This window comes from Campylobacter sp. 2018MI10, from assembly GCF_018501175.1.
GTDB lineage: Bacteria > Campylobacterota > Campylobacteria > Campylobacterales > Campylobacteraceae > Campylobacter_E.
Map to the genome: position 1 here is coordinate 149789 of NZ_JAHCZD010000001.1, position 20366 is coordinate 170154.

Sequence of the window (20366 nt, forward strand, 5' to 3'; positions counted from 1 at the left end):
TTTATCCTACTTTTTTAATCTTTTTTATATATAAATTATAAATCGCTCTTGATAAACCATAAATAACATAAGCACTCATTATTAAAGTAAAAATCTCTAAAGGACGTAAATATATAAGAGAACAAATAAAAATTAAAATTACTAAAGCTTTTAAAATATTTGCTTTTTGAAATTCTATCTTTTTAAAACTTGGATACCTTACATTACTCACCATCAAAAATGACAATAAAAACGTAAGAAATATAATAAAAATTTCTATAAATGAATTATTATCAAAATGGTGTTTATAAAACACAACCCAAATACCTAAAACAACCGCAGCCGTTGGAATTGGAAGACCTATAAAAACTCTTGGGTCATATGTGCCTGTTGTAACATTAAATCTAGCTAAGCGAATTGCACCAAATATTATAAAAACAGCCATAGCAAGAGAACCAAGTCTTCCATACTCTTGACCTAAATTAAAATAAAATAGTACTGCAGGTGCAACTCCAAAAGCAATAATATCAGCTAAACTATCAAATTCTACTCCAAATTTTGAAGCTGTATTTGTAAGTCTTGCCACACGACCATCAAGGCCATCACAAATCAAACTTACTATAATTAAAATCATAGCTTTATCATAATCGCCTTTAATAGACGCTAAAATACTTAAAACGCCTAAAAATATAGATGCTGCTGTAAATAAATTAGGTAAAATATAAGCTAATTTATGAGAATTTTTTTCCATTTTATTCTCCAATCTTTGCAATATCTGCATTAGCTAAGATTTTATCGTGCATTCCAACTAATAAAGTGCAATTATATGGTAATTTTATATCAACCAATCCTGTTGAAAAAAATCCAATTCTTTGACCTTTAAAAGCTTTTTTTATGTCATAAAAAGAATTTACACAATACCTAGCAGGTTTTAAAATTAATGAAATATCTTTATTGAATACTATTTCAGTAGCATTTGAATAAAAATTATCATTATATTTTAAACCATTAAATTGCTTTTTATAAATATCTTCAGACTTTATCACACTTCTAACTTCTGAAGAATTTAAAAATAAGCTAAAATAATTTTTTTCTAAAGTTAATACTATATTTTTATTATCTTCATCAACATATATTCCAACTACCTTTGCATCAATTGGACTTACTATAGTATTATTATCATAATCAGTGATTTCTCTCTCAACCCTTTTATAAAATAAATGTAGTAATACTAAAATTAAAAATAACAAACAAGAAAAAGAAAATATTAAAGTAAATAATATAAATATTATCCAAGCAATTAATATTATCTTTTTTCCACAATTTGCTATTAAATTCATTTTTCTATCTCACTTAATCTAGTTTCAAAATTATTTTCTATTTCATAATTTTTAATTATTTCTCTTACTTCACTACCTTCTATTACTTCTTTTTCATAAAGTTTTTCAACCATTGTTTCAATTGCTCCACTATATTGTTCTAAAGTAGCAACAACAGATTTAAATCTCTCATCAAGTAAGTTTTTAACATATTCATCTAATTTATGAGCCATATCATCTGAATAATCCTTGATAGTTTGACCACCACCTAAGAATTGATTTCTTTGTTTTTCTAAAACCATAAGCCCAGCAATATCACTCATACCATACATAGAAACCATTGCTTTTATAATATCGGTTGCTCTTTCTAAATCATTACTAGCACCTGTTGAAATCTCTTTAATAAATACATGCTCAGCTGCACGACCACCTAAAAGAACATCAACTTCTGCAATCAACTCGTGTCTTTGCATTAAGAATTTATTTTCTTCAGGAGTATTTAAAGTATAACCAAGCGCTGCTAAACCTCTAGGAATAACAGAAACTTTTGTAACTTTTTTAGCACCTTTTGTTGTCTCTGCTATTAAAGCATGTCCACACTCATGATATGTTACAATTTTTTTCTCTTTATCACTTATTCTTCTTGATTTTTTCTCAAGTCCTGCAATAGCTCTTTCAACTGCTTCAGTTAAATCGCCTTGCTCTACTTCTTTTTTATTATTTCTTCCTGCAAGTAATGCAGCTTCATTTATTATATTTGCCAAATCAGCTCCAGCAAGTCCTGCCGTAAGTCTTGCAATATCTTCAACTTTAACTTCTTTAGCAATTTTTACATCTTTCATATGAACGCTTAAAATATCGCATCTTCCTTTAAAATCTGGCTTATCAACTAAAACTTGTCTATCAAAACGACCCGGTCTAAGTAATGCTGCATCTAGCACTTCAGGTCTATTTGTAGCTGCTAATACAATTACAGGGCTTTCTGAACCAAACCCATCCATTTCAGCTAAAAGCTGATTTAAAGTTTGTTCCCTTTCATCGTGCCCACCCATATGTGAACCTGCTGCACGAGATTTACCAATAGCATCAATTTCATCTATAAAAATAATTGCCGGAGCTTCTTTTTTAGCGTTTTCAAATAAATCTCTAACACGACTAGCGCCAACACCTACAAACATTTCTATAAAACTTGAACCCGAAACACTAAAAAATGGAACATCAGCTTCACCTGCAACTGCTTTTGCTAAAAGAGTTTTACCTGTGCCTGGAGGTCCAACCAATAATAAACCTTTTGGAATTTTAGCACCTAATTTAATATATCTTTCTGGGTATTTTAGAAAATCTACTATTTCTTTTACTTCTTCTTTTGCTTCTTCAACACCTGCTACATCATCAAATTTTACTTTTGGTTTTTCAGAATTTACTAATTTTTTTGAGTTTCCAATTCCTAAAATTCCACCACCCATTTTCTTTTGCATTCTGTTTGTAATAAATCCCCAAATAGCAAAAAATATAAAAATTGGAATTATCCAAGTAAATAATAAATTAGATAAAAAGTTATTTTCAGAATAAGATGTGTAATTTACATTTTTACTATCAAGTAAAGTAGTAAGATTTGAATCTCTTACTAAGTTTGCAGTATAACTAGAGTTAAGCCCGCTACCTTTTATTTGAGTTTGTCCTATTTGAACTTTTGTTATTTCACCTGTCTCTATTTTTTTCTTAAAGTCAGAATAACTTATTTTATTTCCGTTATCAGCTATTCCACCTTCTTCAAAAAATAAAGAAAACCCACCAAATACCAATAGTGAAAAAATTAAAAATATAACTATTGGATTTTTATTAGAATTCTTATTTTCATTATTATTCATTTTTCACCTTATAAACTAAAGTTAGCCAATCTCCTTTTATTTTCTCATCAACTAAAGTTAGTGAAGAAAATTGACTTTTAATCCTTTCAGAATAAGTATTTAAAATACCAGAAAGAATTAAAACTCCGTTCTCATTAAGACTTTTTATCAAATCATTTTTAATAATTAATATCACATCGGCAACTATATTTGCTACTACTAAATCATATTTCTTTTTGGCTTTATCGCAAGAACCTTGCCAAATATTATTAATTTTAAGATTATTTAACTCAAAATTATTTTTAGTACTCATAATTGCTAATTCATCAGTATCACAAGAATCAACACTAATGCCATAATTAGCCATAACTAAAGATAAAATTCCACTACCACATCCTACATCAAGTCCTGTTTTGCAACCTTTATAATATTTTTGCAAAAATTCAACACAAGAATTTGTGCTTTCATGATGACCTGAGCCAAAAGCTAAAGCTGGGTCTATTTTTAGATTTACATAGCCTGCTTTAGGCTCTTGCCAAGTAGTATGTATATATATGTTATCTATTAAAATTGGCTTTATATTTTTCTTATATTCATTAATCCAATCCTTATTCTCTTTTTCACAAAGTTCATAAGTAAGATTAATATTTAAATTAGCATCATTAAGTTTTTGTTTTAACTCGCCTAATGCAAAAACTAAATCATCAAGATTATTATCACTTCTTACAATTAATTCATCATTTTTTTCTTCAATTGCATCAACATCAAACGCAAATACAAAATCACTAATAAACTCCAAATTATTTGTTTTAATAACTAATTCTTGATAAGTATTACGCATAATTATCCTAAAACATCTTCTAATTTTTCTTTTAATACTTGTGGAGTAAAAGGTTTTACTATATAGTTATTAACACCAGCTTTTAATGCTGTAATAACTTCTGCTTTACCACCTTCAGTAGTTACCATGATGATTGGCATATCTGCATATTTAGCTTCAGCTCTTACTTTTTTAACAAGTTCAAGACCATTCATTTCAGGCATATTCCAATCTGTTATTAAAACATCAATATCGCTATTTGCACATAACAATCCCCAAGCTTCCACGCCATGTTCAGCTTCTAAAACATCCTCATGACCTAATCTTTGTAAAGTATTTTTAATAATTCTTCTCATTGTAGAGCTATCATCTACTACTAATAATTTCACTTCAAAATCCTTTTGTAATATTATTTTTCATGGTGCGTTTAGCGAGACTTGAACTCGCACACCTGTTGGCACTACCCCCTCAAGATAGCGTGTCTACCAATTCCACCATAAACGCAAAAAAGGCTACAAAAGTAGCCTAAAATTATCCTAAAAATGGGTTAGCGTATAATAATACTAATCCAATAACTAGAGCATAAATTACTTGTGCTTCAATTAACGCAATAGCAATAAACATAGTTGTTGATAATTTACCACCTAAACTAGGGTTTCTAGCAGTTCCTGCAATAGTCGCAGCAGCAGCATGACCCATACCAATAGCACCACCAAGTGCAGCAACACCTAAGCCAATACCAGCAGCTAAAACAGAACAAGCTTTTAATAACTCGCTACCGATTTCAGTTTCTGCAGCAAAAGCAACACTAGAAAAAGCAAGTAAAACTAATAAAAACTTTTTCATAAAATCTCCTAATAAAAATATATATAATTTTCCTTTCGGCTTGCGTATCCCTACTAAAAAAATTATGCTCTATATTCTATTAAGCTAAAGTAAATAAATTAAGACCTAGTAAAAAAACTAAGAGTTGTGTTGCCGAATTTTTTTACCTTAAATAAGGTATATTTTAAAGATGCAAATTCAACCTTGCTAGAATGCTCTATAATGACAATATCACAATCTAAATTCTCATACAAATTCTTGATTTTCAAATATACATCGCTAAAACCATCTCTAATATCAAATGGCGGGTCTAAATAAAGAATAGTTTTTTCATTTTGTAATTTAGTAATAATATTAGGTAAAGCTTTAAAAGTATCGTCATTTAAAACTTCTATATTTAAATCTTTTGTATTTTTTAAAGCACTTTTATACGCTAATTTATCAATTTCAATAGCAAATGCCTTTTTAGCATAATTACTAATAGCCTCAATCGCCATACTAGCACTACCGCCAAATGCTTCTATAAAAACATATTCCCTTAATTCATCTCTTAAAACATTAAAAACACAAGACTTAACTATACTTTTTGTAGCTCTTGTAGTATCTTTTGATGGATTTTCTAAAATTTTACCTTTTAAAAAACCGCTCTGAACTCTTAAAACATTATTTTTCATACATTAATTGAAGTAAATCATATTTAAATTTATTAAGTAATTTATCAAGTTTTTCTTCAAAACTTAAAACCTTATTATCATCTTGATTTATTGTGCTTGAAAACTCATATAAAGCATCAATTAATTGCTCTTTACTAAAAGGCAATTTTAAATGTGCATTATTAAAACCTATTATAAATTGTGGTTTTTTTGCGTGCATTAATTTTTCATCAGTGATTAAAAAATCGCAATCTTTTTTATTTGCTAAATAATCTTGTAAAAATAATATTAAAGTCTTTTCTAATAAAATATCTTTGCACGCAATGGCTATTTTCATACCAAACTAACCTTTAATTTATGTTCTTTAAGACTAGCTGGAATATTACCATTAGCTAAAGCTATGAACTCAGCCATATGTAAAATATAAAAATCACTAAAATCTCTATTAGATACTTTTTGTAATTCGCCACTTAATGTATCAAACATTTTAAAGCTTAAACTATCGCCAACTACTAAAAAATCAGCACCGCTATCATAAGCATCTAAAACTATCTTAGCTGCTTTTTTATATGCTACTTGTTTATCAAAATCTAAAAATCTAAAACCATTTTCAAATTCTTGAGTTTCGTAATTTATTAATTTTGCCTTAGTCTTTTTTAAAAAATGTAAAAATAAATCAATGGTAAAACCACGATAAACAGCTACATTAAAACCATTAAAATCGTTTTTAATTTCTATATTTTGTAAATCTTGAATAACACATGAAGCGTTTTTATAATTTTTCTTTGCATAATCTAAAATACTAGTATCGCAGATTAAATTCATCTCTCCTAAACAAGAATCAAATTCTTTTTTATATTCATCTGCTTTATATTCACTCATAAAACTAGGTGTTTTTACGTAGGTTTTTCTATAATCACCTTTTAATAAATTAGAAAAATTAAAATCATCATTTATTAAAGTTATCATCTAATCTCCTTTTGATGTTTTAAAGAATTTTTAATTTCTTCATATTTTTCATAATCACTATATAAGAATGGTTTTAAGCTTACACTATACTCAATTCCTTTTTCCTTATCAAAAACAATATCTAAAATATCTTTTCTTTTATTAGGATATTTTTCTAATAATTTATTTGCAAACACAAACGCACTATCACCTAAAAATTCATCATTATATTCACGAATATCACTTGCATAATATAAAAATTTATAAGTTAAATAATCTTTATAATCATCTGCATTGCAAATATTTTTAAAATAATCAAAAACTTTTATAAAATCACTATCATCACACATTAAATCAAGCTTTGCTCTTTTTAAATCAATTGCACTTACACAAAAATCATTTCCAAATTTTTTAATAAGTTCATTTATGTTTGTATTAAGTGATAAAACTTTATTTTCAATCCTTACAAATTCATTACAATCTGGCATATTAAAATATCTATCTTGTTGTTTTACTAACCCTAAAACATCGTAAAGTGTAGAACTATCGTTAATGTCTTTTAAATTAATCTCATATGGCTTATAGTAAAACTCATAATCTCTACTAGCATCAAATCTAAATACTCTTAAAATAAAACTTCTCATAACAAAATTCCTTTTTTACTAATTTATATCAAAAAAATGTTATAAATTATTAAAAGGATTTAATATGTATTTAAGAGCAAACACTCATTCAAAAATCAATGTTTATTTTTCAAAAAATTCTAGCGATTTCGTAGTGCGTGAAATACCATTATACGAATTTAGTGGCTCTGGAGAGCATTTGATTTTACATATACAAAAGAAAGATTTAAGCACAAATGAACTTTTAAAAGATTTAAGTGCAGCAACAGGAATTAAAGCAAAAGATTTTGGTTACGCAGGTCTTAAAGACAAGCAAGGACTTACATTTCAATACATTTCAATGCCTAAAAAATACGAGAAAGAATTAGCTAAATTTTCTCATGAAAAATGTAAAATTATTGATACTTTTTTACACAATAATAAATTAAAAATCGGACATTTAAAAGGTAATTCATTTTTTATAAGATTAAAAAAAGTTAATAAAATTGACGCCTTAAAGATTGAACAAATTTTTACAAATATTAAAGAAAATGGCTTTCCTAATTATTATGGCTATCAGCGTTTTGGCAAAGATAATGATAATGCAAAAACAGGCTTAGAAATATTAAAAAACGAATTAAAATTTAAAAATAATAAATTAAATAACTTTTTAATTTCTGCATTTCAAAGCGAATTATTCAACACATATTTATCAAAAAGAATAGAAATTTCAAGATTTAGCAATGATTTTTCTAAACAAGAATTATTAGCACTTTATAAGGATAAAACTTTAGTTGAAAATCTAAAAAAACAAGAACAATTTTTTAAATTATTTGATAATGAAATATATGAGCATTATCCTTACGGCAAGGTATTTAATGAGAATTTAGAAGATGGTTTAAAAAGATTTTTAGCAAGAGATATTAGCCCTTCTGGATTGATACTAGGAAATAAACCTAAATTAAATGAAGGTTTTTTAGGCGAAATTGAAAATAGCATATATAAAGATTATTTTGATTTATTAAAAACTCAAAATGGTTCAAGAAGATATTTATGGACTTACACAAATGATGAGAAAATTAACTATAATGAAGAATTAGCACAACTTAGCCTTGAATTTAGCCTACAAAAAGGCTCGTACGCAACAGTCGTGCTTGATGAAATAATACATTTAGAAAGGAACGAAGAATGATTTTAATTACAGGTGCAGCAGGTTATATTGGCTCAATTACAAGTTATCATTTTTTAAAGAATAATTATAAAGTTATAGGTATTGATAATATTAGCACTGGAAATGCAAGGGCTTTAGAAGTGTTAAATAAATTTGATAATTTTAAATTCTACGAAGGAAATTTTGGAAATTTAGAACTATTAGAACAAATAGTAACCAATAATAAAATAGATTGTGTAGTGCATTTTGCAGCTAATACTAGCGTATTTGAAAGCACACAAAATCCATTAAAATATCATGATAATAATGTATCAAATATGATTAATTTATTAAAAATTTGTGAAAAATACGATATTAATAATTTTATTTTCTCAAGTTCTGCTGCAACTTATGGAGAACCAAAAACTAATGAATTAATCACAGAAGATACTCCAAAAAATCCTATAAATCCTTATGGTTTAACAAAACTAATAGGCGAATATATATTAAATGATTTATCAAATGCTAAGAAAGAATTTAATTTCATAGCATTAAGATACTTTAATGTTGCAGGAGCAAGCCTAATTGCACCTTTAGGTCAATTTAGTAAATCTAGCTTACTTATAAAAATAGCTGCTGAATGTGCTGCTAATAAAAGAGATAAAATGTATTTATATGGTAATGATTATAATACCCCTGATGGAACTTGCGTAAGAGATTATATACATGTTGATGACTTGGCTATCGCACATATTGAAGCATTAAAATATTTAAAAAACCAAAAAACAAGCCAAGCCTTTAATGTTGGGTACTCAAAAGGAACTAGCGTAAAAGAAGTAATTGATATTATGAAAAAAATCAGTGGTAATGATTTTAAAGTAGAAATGGCAGATAGACGCACAGGAGATCCTAGCTCACTTGTAGCATCTAATAAAAAAATAACTTCTTTAACAGATTGGAAATATAGTAACGACAACCTTGAATTAATTTGCAAAAGTGCTTACGAATGGGAGTTAAAAATATAAACTCAATTCCTATTTTAAATTCAATACATTTTAAGAATTTAAAATAGGAGATAATACTTTAAAATAAAAAGCAAATTAATATTATATTGTTAATTTCAATATTTTAAATATAAAGATATTTTAGAACTTATATATATTTTATTTTGTATTTGTAATAAACAATATTTACGATATTAAAGATTTTGGAATTTAAAATCAAAACTTTATATAAAACTAAAAAATAATATCTTAAAATAGCTCTTATTATTTAATAATATTTTATATAAAATTAAGATAACTAAAACTATAAAAACTTATCTTATAAAATGAAAATTTATTTTATTAATTAAATAGCACGCTGCCTAAGCGTATCATATTTGCTCCACTTTTAATAGCTATTTCATAATCACTACTCATACCCATAGAGCAAATCCTAGCTCCATCTTTTTTAAGCTCATCATAAATCTTATAACACAAATCAAAACTCTTAATAATTTGCTTAATATCATCGCTCATAGCACCTATACACATAACCCCTACAGGCTTTATGAATTTACAATTTTGTTTAATCGCTAAATACTCATCAATCGCTTTACTTGGATTAATACCAGCCTTGCTATCTTCGTTAGCCACATTTATCTCAAGCAATGTATCTAGCTCATAATCAAGTCTAGTATCAACATATTTTGCAAGGTCTAAATTAATGCAACTTTGCCACATAATAGGCTTTGTTTTTATAAGTAAATTAGCTTTGTTTTTTTGCAAATTTCCTATGAAATGCCAATTAATATCACTTGATAATTCAGCCTTTTTTCTAGCTAAATCCTGCACTTTGTTTTCGCCAAATTCAATTTGTCCTAATTTATGTAAAGCCATTATTTTCTCATCTGTTGTGTATTTGCTAACCGCTATAATTCTTATATCTTTATATTTTTCTTTTAGTTCTAAATAAGTCATTTTTCTACCTTAATGAATATAATTTTTTTCTCTCGCTTGAGCTTGGAATATCTAGTAATTTTCTATATTTTGTGATAGTTCTTCTTACTATTTTTACATTAAATTCTTTTTCTATTTTTTCTAAAATTAATTGATCGCTTAAAGGTTTTAAGTGATTTTCATTTTTGATTAATTCGCTTACAAATTCTTTGATGGTTTTATTACTTGTGCCATCGTTTAATTCTGCTGCAAAAAAATCTTTAATAGCTATTATCCCACGATTTGAGCTAATGTATTTATTAGCTATTGCACGGCTAATTGTGCTAGTATTTCTATCAAGTTCGGTTGCTAAATCCTGCATTTTTAATGGCTTAATATCTCCACCTAAAAAATAATCATATTGATATTCAACTATCATTAAGGCAAGTTTTTTTAAAGTCGCCTTTCTCATCTCTAAAGCATCTACTAAATTTTTAGCATTTTTTACTTGTTCTTTTAACTCTTTATAGTCTTGAATTTCAATCTGCGGATAATAATCATCATTGATAATTATTTCTAATTTTCCATTCTCATTTAAGATATAAATATCAGGGATAATCTCTTTGCTATCTTCTAAATCATCAATAAAAGGCGGTAAATTAAAGCTTTTTATAATTCTTATTGCGTCTTTATATAAAGGATTTTTAGTATATTTTGATAAATTATCCAAATCATTTATAAGCTTTTTACATAATAAAAATAATTCATTTTCTAAATTCGCATTCAATAAGCAAAACTCTAAAGCTTCAATATAATTAATAGCACCAACTCCTAAAGGCTCAAGGTAGCAAAATCTCTTTCTAACTTTTTCTATATCTTCTAATAAATATCCTAAACAAATATTTTCATCATATACAAAATATCCATTCTCATCAAGACAACTTATAATAATTCTTGCAATTTCTTGAGATTTTTGAGTAGGAAATAAAGTCTTATTAAGCTGTAATTCTAAATCATCATATATGCTTTTTTTAGCGATATTTAATTCTTCAATCAAACCACCGCCTTTAGAATATAATTGTCTTATACTTTTGTTAGATTTTTTATCATTTATTTCTTTTTTTGAGCTAATTTTTATACAAGGATTATCTTTTGCTAGATTATTTACTTCATCTTCTAAATCATCACTACTAGCTTGAAGCAGTGGCAACCAGCTTCTAAGGGTTTGAGATAATTTTGGCTTTTGGCTTACTTGCTGACGAACTTTTAACATTATAAAGAAAAGTTTTTACCTAAATATTTGCTTTTTACTATTTCATTATTTGCAATTTCTTTAGCACTTCCACTAGCTAAAATACTACCACTATCTAAAACATAAGCTTTATCACAAATTCTAAGGGTCTCACGGACATTATGGTCAGTAATTAATACGCCTATATTTAAATCTTTTAAATCCTTAATAATGCTTTGAACATCATTAATACTTTTTGGATCAACCCCAGCAAAAGGCTCATCAAGTAATAAAAACTTAGGCTCTAAAACTAAAGCTCTAGCTATTTCTAATCTACGACGCTCCCCACCGCTAAGACTTTTTGCAAGGCGGTCTTTTCTATCATAAATCTTTAAAAGATTTAATTTTTCTTCTATTAATTCATCTATATTTTTAAGCCCTTTAAGCTCTGCTGCAATTTGCATATTTTCCCAAACACTTAAATCTTTTAAAACACTTGAATCTTGTGGTAAATAACCAATGCCTAGAATTGCGCGTTTGTGAAGTGGCTCGTTAGTAATATTTAAATCATCTAAAAAAATATCCCCAGCACTAGGGCTAACAAGTCCGCAAATCATATAAAATGTAGTAGTTTTTCCTGCACCATTACTTCCAAACAATCCTACTATTTGAGAATTATCCATACTAATATCTACATTTTTTATAATTTCTATATTTTTTATACTTTTTTTTAGACCACACGCTTTTAAATTAACTAAACTCATAAAGCCTACCTTCATTATTAGTGCTAATTTTTACAATCTTGTATCTAAGTGCAAATTGCTCTAATATTTTTATAAAATCATCATCAGCCCATTCAATTAAATGAAGACCATCGTTAAACAAATTCTCAAAAAGACCATTTTCTATAAAAGCTTTTGTTCCTTTTTGATAAATATCATAATGATAAATCGTATTAGTATCGTTTTTATAAGTATTTAATACACTAAAAGTTGGAGAAATTGCTTTTTGATTTAATTTTTTATTTGCTATTTTATTTACTAAAGTAGTCTTTCCACTAGCTAAATCGCCTTGTAATAAATAAATCCCATTATCACCAAACTCATTTACCACTAAATCTAAATTATCTAAATTAGCCTTGATTATCATCTAGTTTTTCCACATATTCATTTGATTTTGCTTTAGCTACATTTTTGGTTGTAGGTAAAGCTAATACCTTAAATCTGATTTGCTCGTTTAAAAGATTTAGACTTATAATATCGCCAACTTTTACTTCTTTACTAGGTTTAACAACATTTCCATTTATACAAATAACGCCGTTTTTACACATATCAAGTGAAATTGAACGGCGTTTTGTGATATTTACTGCATTTAAAAATTTATCTACTCTCATAAAGAGCATTTTAGCTAGTTAGGAATAATTATTGCTTACAATTTAATCGTTTTTAAGAACTCAAATCTTTTTTTATACATTGAGCGTTTTTTTGATGGTATTTCTTCTAAATCTTTTTGCAAATATTCTAATACATAAAATGATTTTTCTTCTTTAATAATTTTTGTATTTTCTTGCCATATTTCGTCATAATTTGGTATTACAAATACTCTTCCATCTCTTTTTCTATTGCGTTTAAATCTTGATACTAAAAATCTATCCTTTACTCCGCAAACTTTATTTATACCTAAAAACTCAGCAAAAATAAAAGCAAAAAATATAATAAAATTAAGCGGTCTTAAGCCAAAATAAACTTTAGTAAATTCTTTTATCTCATCTTTAGTATTTAAATTACCCTGTAAGGCTGTGATTAATAAAGCATCATTTAATAAAACAAAACTTAAAGAATATAAAAGTTCATTTTTATAATGCAAATGAATTGTAAAAAGTCCTTCGCTAATTACTTTAGGATTTGAGCTAAGCGTAATTTTTAAATCAAATTCATTAAAAATAATCTCATCATTACTTAAAATATCCAAAAATCTATTTGTAATAATTTCTAAATCCCTTTTAAAACATTCATTTGAATATTCAAAAGTAAAATTAGTAGCCCCGTATTTTTTGCATAACATATCATTGTGATATTTTAAATTCTCGCTAAATTTCTTAGATAATTTCGGATAATCTAGTAGAATTTGATTTAGGAATTTATGATTTTTAAAATGAATTATCTTTCTTAAAAAAAATCTAATATTTAATAATTTTTTACTCTTCATTTCTTCGCTTTTATTTTTAAATATGTAAAAATCACAATCAATAAAACAAGTAAAATAATTGGCATATAAGATGAATATTCATCAAAAGTTTTAGCCAAGCTATCTCCTAAATAAAACGCAGCATAAAACACCACAATAGCCCAAATAAAACAAGAAATTAGATTATAAATGCTAAATCTAAAAAAGCTTAATTTTGAAATCTCAGCTGCTATTGGACCTAAGGTTTTAAGCCCATAAACAAACTTACAAACTAAAGTAAAAATAAAGCCATTTTTTCTAAATAAAACTACTAAAAGAGCTAGTTTTCTTTTATGCTTTACAAGATGTTTTTGAAAGTCTTTTTTACTAGCTCTAGTAAAATAAAATAAAGCTGACGAGCCTAAAAAATTACCTACAAAAGCTACTAAAATACTAATATAAGGATTTACATTATAAGCACTTGCAAACACTCCTAAGGCAAGCAGTGCTAACATACCGCCGCCTAAAGAGTATAAAAATACTAAAATATATCCGTATTCTACAAATTTTTCTATAAATTCTTGCATTATTTCGCTAGCTCCACAGCTCTAGTTTCACGGATAACATTTACTTTAATTTCTCCTGGAAATTGTAAGCTGCTTGTTATTTCACTAGCTATTTCTTTAGCTAAAAGAACACTTTCATCATCATTAATTAGCTTAGCATTTACAATAACTCTAATTTCACGACCAGCATTAATTGCATAAGCTTTTTTAACTTGAGAATGTTGTTTTGCAATAGCTTCAAGCTCACTAACACGCTTTAAAAACGCTTCTAAAACTTCTCTTCTAGCACCTGGTCTTGCCGCACTTAAAACATCAGCCGTGCAAACTGCAGCAGCTTCAATACTTAAAGCATCTTCATGCCCATGGTGAGCAAAAATAGCGTTTAATACCACAGGATGCTCTTTGTGCCTTTCACAAACCATAGCACCTAAATCAACATGGCTACCTTCATATTCGTGAGTTAAAGCCTTGCCAATATCATGTAAAATTCCAGCACGCCTTGCAAGTCTTGTATTACCACCACATTCAGCTGCGATAATTCCTGCTAAATGTGCAACTTCTAAGCTATGTGCTAATGCGTTTTGTCCGTAACTTGCACGATATTTTAAACGGCCAATTAATTTTACTAATTCAGGAGCCATTTTTGTAAGTCCTAAATCCATTATGATATTTTGACCTTCATTAAACATTTCTTCTTCAAATTCTTTTGAAACTCTTTCGTGTAATTCTTCAATTCTAGCTGGCTGAATTCTTCCATCATCTATTAATAAATCAATTACTTTTTTAGCAATTGCACGGCGTAAAACATTAAATGAGCTAATAATAATTGCGTTTGGAGTATCATCAATAATTACATCAACACCTAAAACCATTTCAAGTGTTTTTATATTTCTTCCTTCTTTACCAATAATTCTTCCTTTTAAATCATCGCTTTTAAGATTTATTACGCTAATTAATCTCTCACTTGCATATTCACCTGCAAATCTAGTAGTAGCTTGTGCTAGGATATATCCTGCTTTTGCCTTTGCTTGAGATTTTGCTTCTTCTTCGCATTTTCTTACGATATGAGCGATTTCATCTCTTGCATCTTCTTTAGCTTGATTTATTACTAATTCTCTTGCTTCGCTTTGAGTTAAACCACTTATATTTTCAATACTGCTTAATAATTCTTGCATTTTTGCTTCGCAAGATTTTTTAAGCATATTTGCTTCTTCCATCAATTCATTTGCAGCTTGCTCGCTTTTTACAATACTTGCTTTAAATTCATCTAATTTTTGTTCGTTTATTGCTAGAATTTGCTCTTTTTTCTCAATTTCTAGAATTTTCTTATCGTGTTCTTTTTGAAGTTCTAAAATCTTTTCATCATAAGATTTTTTATAACTCAACTCAATCTTACCCTCACTTGCTTTGGCATTTTCTAGAACTTTATCAGCATTTCTTAGTATTTTTTCAGCTTCATATTCAATCACTTTTGCTTTTGCTTTTGCTTGTTCTTCGTGAATTTTAAAATGAGCTTCGTGTATTCTTTTGGCTACTAAAACCCCTAATGCTCCTCCTAGAATAAATACCGCTAATAACGATATAATTTCAACTAATGTCATAACTTCTCTTTCTTTTTATTGTTTTACCATTTGCGATATAAAAATCGCCTTGAATATCCGATTTTAAACAAATTTTGTTTTTAGTAACGGATTTTATATTTTGAATAAAAATAATTAATAAATCATAATCAATTTTAGAAAAAGTTCTATCGTAAAATCCTTTGCCAAAACCTACTCTTCTAAAATCCTTATCAATTCCTAAAACAGGTATAATTGCAATATCAATTTTAACATTTTCAATCTTACTTGAGCTTTCTTTTATTTTAAATCTAACTTCACTTAATGGAAACCTTAATTTATTAAAAGCTAAACTATTATCACTAAGCATTTTTGGAATATAAATATTGAATTTTTTACATAAAAATCTTTTGTATTTATATAGATTTATTTCTTTATCTTTTGCAATATAAATTAAAAGATTTAATTTTTTATTTGTTTTAACTTTAGATATTATTTTTAAAATAGCTCTAAAACTTCCGTAATTTTTACAAAATTTATAATTTTCTTTATGAAATTTTTCTCTTATTAACTTTTTATCCATAATCTAACCTAAAAAATTTATAAGCATATTACATAAGGAATTAAAATGAAAGCTATATTGCTAAGCGTTGCTTTATTGTTTTTTACAGCTTGTTTTGATAAGAAAGAAGATAAAAAAGAAGAAGAAAGCGAACAAATTACTCAAGTTGAAGTTAAAAAAGAACCTGATTTTAATAGACTAATTAAATTCTCTTTAAAATTTTATAATAGCGATGAGATTTTTGAAATTAAAAGAATTAATAATGATAATAAAGACTTAGAATTTACTTCAAATGATAAAATTATATTATTTAATTTCTTTACTACTTGGTGCCCACCTTGCAAGGCTGAAATTCCACACTTAAATGATTTAGCATTAAAATATAAAGATAGATTAAGAGTTATTGGTGTTTTATTAGAAGATAAAAGTGATGAAGAAATAGCTAAATTTATTAAGGATAATGGTATTAGCTATGATATTGTTACAGGTGATAATAATTACACATTTTTAAAAGTTTTAGGAGAAATTAACGGCATTCCATATATTGCTTTATACGACCAAAATGGTAAAAACATAAACAACTATCTAGGTGCAGTTTATGAAGAAATGCTTGATATTGATATTCAAAAGGTTATGAAATAATGTTAGATTTTTTAAAAAAAGGCTTAGCAAAAACACTTGAAGCTATAAATCAAGTAAAACCAAAAAACAAAAAAATAAGTAAAGATTTATTAGAAGAAATGCTAGTAAATGCTGATATTACTTATGAAATAGTAGAAGAGATTTTATACTACTTACCACCTAAAGATATAGTTGAAAGAGCAGATTTAGAAAGAGTAATGAGCTCATATTTTATGTATGAAAATCCTAATTCAAATTCTAATGATAAACCATTTGTAGAATTGATATTAGGTGTAAATGGAGTAGGAAAGACTACAACCATAGGAAAATTAAGTAATTTTTATAAAAATCAAGGCAAAAAAGTTTTACTAGGAGCTTGTGATACTTTTAGAGCAGGTGCAATTATGCAGCTTGAACTTTGGGCTAGTAAGAATAATTGCGATATTGTAAGCACTAAGCAAGGGCATGACCCAAGTGCAGTTGCTTTTGATACCATTACAAAAGCACTTAGCAAAGGTTATGATAATGTTATTATTGATACAGCAGGAAGATTAGAAAATAAAAAAAATCTAGCAAATGAACTAGAAAAAATAATAAGAATTTCATCTCGTGCTTATGAAAACGCTCCACATAGAAAAATTCTAGTCCTAGATGCAACTCAAGGCAATAGTGGTATTAATCAAGCAAAAGTTTTTAATGATTTAGTAAAGCTTGATGGAGTAATTATTACTAAACTTGATGGAACAAGTAAAGGTGGTTCATTATTTGCAATCGCAAGAGAATTAGAGCTACCAATTTTATATTTTGGATATGGAGAAGGTGCAAATGATATTGCTCCTTTTAAAGCAAATGAATATTTAAAGGTTCTTTTAGACGGAATTTTTAACAATGGCTAAGAAAAAATCAAGCCTTTATGAATGCCAAGCTTGTGGTAATCAACAAATTAGATTTTTAGGCAAATGCCCTGAATGTGGGGCATTTAATTCATATTTAGAATTAAACCAAACTCAAATTGAAGTATTAAAAAACGAAATAAAACCAAATTCAAACAAAGCAGTTAGTATTAAAGAAGTTTTAATTGAGCAAGTTGATAGATTTTCAACTTATGATAAAGAGCTTGATTTGGTTTTAGGTGGTGGGCTTGTTGTAGGCTCATTAGTTTTACTAGGTGGCTCTCCTGGTGTTGGCAAATCAACTTTACTCTTAAAAACCGCTGCAAACTTAGCGAAAAATGGCAAAAAAGTCCTTTATGTTAGTGCTGAAGAGAGTAAAAGTCAAATAAAACTTCGTGCAAATAGACTAAATGCTAATGAAGATAATTTGTTTTTACTTACAGAACTTTGTTTTGAAAATATTAAAAATGAAGTTTTAAGCAATAATTATGAAGTCTTAATTATAGATAGTATTCAAACTATTTATTCAGAAAATATAAGTTCGTGCGCTGGTTCAATCACTCAAGTAAGAGAGCTTACATTTGAACTAATGAAACTAAGCAAAAGCAATAATATTAGCACATTTATAATAGGACATATCACTAAAGAAGGCTCAATTGCAGGACCTAGAGTGCTTGAACATATGGTTGATGTGGTGCTTTATTTTGAAGGTGATGCTAGTAAGGAATTAAGAATTTTAAGAGGCTTTAAAAATCGTTTCGGAAGCACTAGCGAAATAGGCATTTGGCAAATGAGCGAAAATGGACTTATAAGCGCAAACAATATTAAAACTAGATTTGTAGGTAAAAATCACGCAGGAAGTGCTCTAACTATTATTTTAGAAGGTAGCAGAGCAATTACTCTTGAAGTTCAGGCTTTAGTATGTGAAAGTGCTTATGCTAAAAGAAGTGCAACGGGATTTGATAGAAATAGACTTGATATGATTTTAGCCTTGCTTGAGAGAAAATTAGAAATTCCACTTGCAAGATATGATGTATTTATAAATATTAGCGGTGGGATAAAAGTTAGCGAAACTGCTGCTGATTTAGCAGTTGCGGCTGCTATAATATCTAGCTTTAAAAATAGAGTTTTAAGCAATGAGAGTGTATTTATTGGAGAGCTTAGTTTAAATGGTGGAATTTGCGAAGTTTTTAGCCTTGATATTAGACTTAATGAAGCAAAAAATCAAGGCTTTAAAAATGCTATAATTCCAAATAAAAGTAATTTTAAAGGTATTAAATGCTTTGTAGCTAATGAGTTAGCTCAAGTTTTAGAATGGATGTAAGTATGAAAAAAGCTTTTACTATGATTGAATTATTAGTTGTTATGGTTGTTGGTGCTATACTTAGTGCGGTTGCTGTTTCTAAAATACATACAAGTGAATTAATAGATGCTGCTAGAAGTATTGCAAACGATATTAGATATACAAAAATTCTAGCGTTAGGAGATGACGCTTATGATGGAACAAATAGTTATCATAATAAATATTATCGTTTTACAATAGCTTCTAATAAGATTTATAAAATTAGTAAAGTTGAATATAACTCAAAAGGAACAACACCAGTTTTAGCAGAATATGCTGAAGATTTTTTAAATCCTGATAAAAGAATATGTGATTTTGAAAAAGATGAAGCGTGTGCTACAAGAACAGCTATTCTTAAAATTAAAAAATATAATATAACATTTACACCAACTACATCAACAACCCCTAAAGGTATTACAGCACCAACTGATACTATTATATTTAATGAATTAGGAGAGCCTTTAAACTTTAATCAAAATCCAAGTGGATTTAAAATAGAAATTTCAAAAGGTAGTGATATAGCTTGTATTTATGTAGAACAATATTCTGGATTTGTACATATTGACAGAGCTGCGTGTAAGTAAAAAAGGTTTTACTTTAATTGAATTAGTTTTAGTTTTAGTTGTTGCTGGAATACTCTCAAGTATAGCAATATCAAAAATCAATTCAAATTCTTTAATCCTAGCAGCTAGGAGTTTATCTCAAGATATTTATATACTTCGTGATTTAGCACTAAATTACGATGTATATGATTATACGACAAATTACGATAAATCATATTGGCAAATATATTTTCATTGTGTAGCAAATACAAAAACTTCATATAACAAATACAAATGCAATCATCAAGAATTTGGATATAGTATTTTTAGCGATAGCATAGGTTCTAGCTCATCAAATCCAGATGCAAATGAATTAGCAAAAGATTTATTTGACAAAACAAAACTAATTGGAACTAGATATGCAGGAATAAGCGTAGATGATAATTTGCTTACAACAAGGACAAATCTTACAAAAAGCTTTGGTATAACTAAAATTGATGTATTTTATAATCTAAATAATAAATACAAAAAAACTCACAGAATAATGGTAAATGAATTAGGAGAATTATTTGCAAGTTCATATACTAATAAATCAAAAACTTATAATCTAATAAAAGCTAATTCATATATTATTAGACTAAGCAAATCAACTAATATAGACCAAAATAACTCAATATGTATTGTAATAAATAATGTAGGTTTTACAACAATTCCTAAAAATAATAACGGACAACTTATTTCTAATATCAAAAAGCCTATATATTGTCATAATTTATAAATTACTAAAATATAAAAATACAAATATAGAATTAACATTTT

26 protein-coding genes and 1 tRNA gene are annotated in these 20366 nt (G+C 27.3%); 7 read left to right on the forward strand and 20 right to left on the reverse strand.

The features are described from left to right. Nucleotide 1 precedes the first annotated feature (1 nt). The 11 genes from pssA to KJR01_RS00770 form a co-directional block, all read right to left on the reverse strand. The gene (pssA, locus tag KJR01_RS00720) at nt 2-730 is read right to left on the reverse strand and encodes a CDP-diacylglycerol--serine O-phosphatidyltransferase (RefSeq protein WP_214115871.1); all 729 of its coding nucleotides are present in this window, start codon (nt 728-730) and stop codon (nt 2-4) included. 1 nt (nt 731) lies between these two features. Further along, a complete protein-coding gene (locus KJR01_RS00725; protein ID WP_214115873.1) occupies nt 732-1319 on the reverse strand; it encodes a hypothetical protein in 588 nt (195 codons plus the stop codon). Then, complete coding sequence (gene ftsH, locus KJR01_RS00730) at nt 1316-3169, reverse strand: ATP-dependent zinc metalloprotease FtsH (RefSeq protein WP_214115875.1); 1854 nt, start codon at nt 3167-3169, stop codon at nt 1316-1318. The genes KJR01_RS00725 and ftsH overlap by 4 nt, the downstream gene beginning before the upstream one ends. Beyond that, a complete protein-coding gene (locus KJR01_RS00735) occupies nt 3162-3989 on the reverse strand; it encodes a 50S ribosomal protein L11 methyltransferase (protein ID WP_214115877.1) in 828 nt (275 codons plus the stop codon). The genes ftsH and KJR01_RS00735 overlap by 8 nt, the downstream gene beginning before the upstream one ends. 2 nt (nt 3990-3991) lie before the next feature. Further along, nucleotides 3992-4357, reverse strand: coding sequence for a chemotaxis response regulator CheY (locus KJR01_RS00740; RefSeq protein WP_214115879.1), 366 nt, complete (start codon nt 4355-4357; stop codon nt 3992-3994). Between the two features lie 30 nt (nt 4358-4387). Continuing rightward, a tRNA-Leu gene (locus tag KJR01_RS00745) sits at nt 4388-4472 on the reverse strand. A gap of 27 nt (nt 4473-4499) precedes the next feature. Then, nucleotides 4500-4814 (reverse strand): F0F1 ATP synthase subunit C, encoded by a 315-nt coding sequence (locus KJR01_RS00750; RefSeq protein WP_214115881.1) that lies wholly within the window; start codon nt 4812-4814, stop codon nt 4500-4502. A 98-nt stretch (nt 4815-4912) separates the two neighbouring features. Continuing rightward, nucleotides 4913-5467 (reverse strand): RsmD family RNA methyltransferase, encoded by a 555-nt coding sequence (locus tag KJR01_RS00755; protein WP_214115883.1) that lies wholly within the window; start codon nt 5465-5467, stop codon nt 4913-4915. Continuing rightward, nucleotides 5457-5783 carry an ornithine carbamoyltransferase gene (locus KJR01_RS00760; protein WP_214115885.1) on the reverse strand — a complete coding sequence of 109 codons (327 nt, stop codon included), beginning with the start codon at nt 5781-5783 and terminating at the stop codon, nt 5457-5459. Before KJR01_RS00760 ends, KJR01_RS00755 begins: the two co-directional genes overlap by 11 nt. After that, nucleotides 5780-6415 carry an HdrB C-terminal domain-containing protein gene (locus KJR01_RS00765; RefSeq protein WP_214115887.1) on the reverse strand — a complete coding sequence of 212 codons (636 nt, stop codon included), beginning with the start codon at nt 6413-6415 and terminating at the stop codon, nt 5780-5782. The genes KJR01_RS00760 and KJR01_RS00765 overlap by 4 nt, the downstream gene beginning before the upstream one ends. After that, entirely contained in the window at nt 6412-7038 is a 627-nt protein-coding gene (locus tag KJR01_RS00770) for a DUF5644 domain-containing protein (RefSeq protein ID WP_214115889.1), read from the reverse strand. Before KJR01_RS00770 ends, KJR01_RS00765 begins: the two co-directional genes overlap by 4 nt. Nucleotides 7039-7102: 64 nt before the next feature. Between KJR01_RS00770 and truD the strand changes: the two genes are divergently transcribed. Together truD and galE are read left to right on the forward strand one after the other, a co-directional pair. After that, nucleotides 7103-8188 (forward strand): tRNA pseudouridine(13) synthase TruD, encoded by a 1086-nt coding sequence (truD, locus tag KJR01_RS00775; RefSeq protein ID WP_214115891.1) that lies wholly within the window; start codon nt 7103-7105, stop codon nt 8186-8188. After that, nucleotides 8185-9171: a UDP-glucose 4-epimerase GalE gene (gene galE / locus KJR01_RS00780; RefSeq protein ID WP_214115893.1), complete on the forward strand. Its 987-nt coding sequence runs from the start codon at nt 8185-8187 to the stop codon at nt 9169-9171. The genes truD and galE overlap by 4 nt, the downstream gene beginning before the upstream one ends. 321 nt (nt 9172-9492) lie before the next feature. Here galE and KJR01_RS00785 read toward each other — a convergent pair whose 3' ends face one another. From KJR01_RS00785 to KJR01_RS00825, 9 genes are read right to left on the reverse strand one after another with little or no spacing between them, the layout of a single operon-like run. Further along, entirely contained in the window at nt 9493-10107 is a 615-nt protein-coding gene (locus tag KJR01_RS00785) for a YggS family pyridoxal phosphate-dependent enzyme (protein ID WP_214115896.1), read from the reverse strand. Nucleotides 10108-10111: 4 nt separating this feature from the next. Beyond that, complete coding sequence (locus KJR01_RS00790; protein WP_214115898.1) at nt 10112-11338, reverse strand: RNA polymerase factor sigma-54; 1227 nt, start codon at nt 11336-11338, stop codon at nt 10112-10114. Further along, entirely contained in the window at nt 11338-12060 is a 723-nt protein-coding gene (gene lptB, locus KJR01_RS00795; protein ID WP_214115900.1) for an LPS export ABC transporter ATP-binding protein, read from the reverse strand. The genes KJR01_RS00790 and lptB overlap by 1 nt, the downstream gene beginning before the upstream one ends. Then, a complete protein-coding gene (tsaE, locus tag KJR01_RS00800) occupies nt 12047-12445 on the reverse strand; it encodes a tRNA (adenosine(37)-N6)-threonylcarbamoyltransferase complex ATPase subunit type 1 TsaE (protein WP_214115903.1) in 399 nt (132 codons plus the stop codon). The genes lptB and tsaE overlap by 14 nt, the downstream gene beginning before the upstream one ends. After that, the gene (locus KJR01_RS00805; protein WP_214115905.1) at nt 12429-12689 is read right to left on the reverse strand and encodes an RNA-binding S4 domain-containing protein; all 261 of its coding nucleotides are present in this window, start codon (nt 12687-12689) and stop codon (nt 12429-12431) included. Before KJR01_RS00805 ends, tsaE begins: the two co-directional genes overlap by 17 nt. Before the next feature lie 35 nt (nt 12690-12724). Further along, complete coding sequence (locus KJR01_RS00810; RefSeq protein WP_214115907.1) at nt 12725-13504, reverse strand: DUF535 family protein; 780 nt, start codon at nt 13502-13504, stop codon at nt 12725-12727. Next, nucleotides 13501-14049, reverse strand: a complete 549-nt coding sequence (locus tag KJR01_RS00815; protein ID WP_214115909.1) for a DedA family protein — start codon at nt 14047-14049, stop codon at nt 13501-13503. The genes KJR01_RS00810 and KJR01_RS00815 overlap by 4 nt, the downstream gene beginning before the upstream one ends. Next, entirely contained in the window at nt 14049-15629 is a 1581-nt protein-coding gene (gene rny, locus KJR01_RS00820) for a ribonuclease Y (RefSeq protein ID WP_214115917.1), read from the reverse strand. Before rny ends, KJR01_RS00815 begins: the two co-directional genes overlap by 1 nt. Beyond that, entirely contained in the window at nt 15616-16170 is a 555-nt protein-coding gene (locus KJR01_RS00825; RefSeq protein ID WP_214115919.1) for a 5-formyltetrahydrofolate cyclo-ligase, read from the reverse strand. Before KJR01_RS00825 ends, rny begins: the two co-directional genes overlap by 14 nt. A gap of 45 nt (nt 16171-16215) precedes the next feature. On the opposite strand from KJR01_RS00825, the gene KJR01_RS00830 reads away from it, so the two are divergent. The 5 genes from KJR01_RS00830 to KJR01_RS00850 are packed head-to-tail and all read left to right on the forward strand — an operon-like array spanning nt 16216 to nt 20325. Then, nucleotides 16216-16791, forward strand: coding sequence for a TlpA family protein disulfide reductase (locus KJR01_RS00830; protein WP_214115921.1), 576 nt, complete (start codon nt 16216-16218; stop codon nt 16789-16791). Next, nucleotides 16791-17666, forward strand: a complete 876-nt coding sequence (ftsY, locus tag KJR01_RS00835) for a signal recognition particle-docking protein FtsY (protein WP_214115923.1) — start codon at nt 16791-16793, stop codon at nt 17664-17666. Before KJR01_RS00830 ends, ftsY begins: the two co-directional genes overlap by 1 nt. Further along, on the forward strand, nt 17659-18987 hold the full coding sequence (gene radA, locus KJR01_RS00840; protein WP_214115925.1) for a DNA repair protein RadA: 1329 nt from the start codon (nt 17659-17661) through the stop codon (nt 18985-18987). Before ftsY ends, radA begins: the two co-directional genes overlap by 8 nt. 2 nt (nt 18988-18989) lie before the next feature. Next, entirely contained in the window at nt 18990-19589 is a 600-nt protein-coding gene (locus KJR01_RS00845; RefSeq protein WP_214115928.1) for a pilus assembly FimT family protein, read from the forward strand. Continuing rightward, nucleotides 19567-20325, forward strand: coding sequence for a pilus assembly FimT family protein (locus tag KJR01_RS00850; RefSeq protein ID WP_214115930.1), 759 nt, complete (start codon nt 19567-19569; stop codon nt 20323-20325). Before KJR01_RS00845 ends, KJR01_RS00850 begins: the two co-directional genes overlap by 23 nt. Nucleotides 20326-20366: the final 41 nt, after the last annotated feature.

Bases quoted from the DNA above. Each gene is read 5' to 3' on its own strand.
- pssA (WP_214115871.1), bottom strand. From the start codon at position 730: ATGGAAAAAAATTCTCATAAATTAGCTTATATTTTACCTAATTTATTT.
- KJR01_RS00825 (WP_214115919.1), bottom strand. From the start codon at position 16,170: ATGGATAAAAAGTTAATAAGAGAAAAATTTCATAAAGAAAATTATAAA.
- KJR01_RS00785 (WP_214115896.1), bottom strand. From the start codon at position 10,107: ATGACTTATTTAGAACTAAAAGAAAAATATAAAGATATAAGAATTATA.
- KJR01_RS00725 (WP_214115873.1), bottom strand. From the start codon at position 1,319: ATGAATTTAATAGCAAATTGTGGAAAAAAGATAATATTAATTGCTTGG.
- truD (WP_214115891.1), top strand. From the start codon at position 7,103: ATGTATTTAAGAGCAAACACTCATTCAAAAATCAATGTTTATTTTTCA.
- KJR01_RS00770 (WP_214115889.1), bottom strand. From the start codon at position 7,038: ATGAGAAGTTTTATTTTAAGAGTATTTAGATTTGATGCTAGTAGAGAT.
- lptB (WP_214115900.1), bottom strand. From the start codon at position 12,060: ATGAGTTTAGTTAATTTAAAAGCGTGTGGTCTAAAAAAAAGTATAAAA.
- rny (WP_214115917.1), bottom strand. From the start codon at position 15,629: ATGACATTAGTTGAAATTATATCGTTATTAGCGGTATTTATTCTAGGA.
- KJR01_RS00810 (WP_214115907.1), bottom strand. From the start codon at position 13,504: ATGAAGAGTAAAAAATTATTAAATATTAGATTTTTTTTAAGAAAGATA.
- KJR01_RS00815 (WP_214115909.1), bottom strand. From the start codon at position 14,049: ATGCAAGAATTTATAGAAAAATTTGTAGAATACGGATATATTTTAGTA.
- radA (WP_214115925.1), top strand. From the start codon at position 17,659: ATGGCTAAGAAAAAATCAAGCCTTTATGAATGCCAAGCTTGTGGTAAT.
- KJR01_RS00845 (WP_214115928.1), top strand. From the start codon at position 18,990: ATGAAAAAAGCTTTTACTATGATTGAATTATTAGTTGTTATGGTTGTT.
- KJR01_RS00830 (WP_214115921.1), top strand. From the start codon at position 16,216: ATGAAAGCTATATTGCTAAGCGTTGCTTTATTGTTTTTTACAGCTTGT.
- KJR01_RS00805 (WP_214115905.1), bottom strand. From the start codon at position 12,689: ATGAGAGTAGATAAATTTTTAAATGCAGTAAATATCACAAAACGCCGT.
- tsaE (WP_214115903.1), bottom strand. From the start codon at position 12,445: ATGATAATCAAGGCTAATTTAGATAATTTAGATTTAGTGGTAAATGAG.
- KJR01_RS00790 (WP_214115898.1), bottom strand. From the start codon at position 11,338: ATGTTAAAAGTTCGTCAGCAAGTAAGCCAAAAGCCAAAATTATCTCAA.
- KJR01_RS00755 (WP_214115883.1), bottom strand. From the start codon at position 5,467: ATGAAAAATAATGTTTTAAGAGTTCAGAGCGGTTTTTTAAAAGGTAAA.
- KJR01_RS00750 (WP_214115881.1), bottom strand. From the start codon at position 4,814: ATGAAAAAGTTTTTATTAGTTTTACTTGCTTTTTCTAGTGTTGCTTTT.
- galE (WP_214115893.1), top strand. From the start codon at position 8,185: ATGATTTTAATTACAGGTGCAGCAGGTTATATTGGCTCAATTACAAGT.
- ftsY (WP_214115923.1), top strand. From the start codon at position 16,791: ATGTTAGATTTTTTAAAAAAAGGCTTAGCAAAAACACTTGAAGCTATA.
- KJR01_RS00735 (WP_214115877.1), bottom strand. From the start codon at position 3,989: ATGCGTAATACTTATCAAGAATTAGTTATTAAAACAAATAATTTGGAG.
- ftsH (WP_214115875.1), bottom strand. From the start codon at position 3,169: ATGAATAATAATGAAAATAAGAATTCTAATAAAAATCCAATAGTTATA.
- KJR01_RS00760 (WP_214115885.1), bottom strand. From the start codon at position 5,783: ATGAAAATAGCCATTGCGTGCAAAGATATTTTATTAGAAAAGACTTTA.
- KJR01_RS00765 (WP_214115887.1), bottom strand. From the start codon at position 6,415: ATGATAACTTTAATAAATGATGATTTTAATTTTTCTAATTTATTAAAA.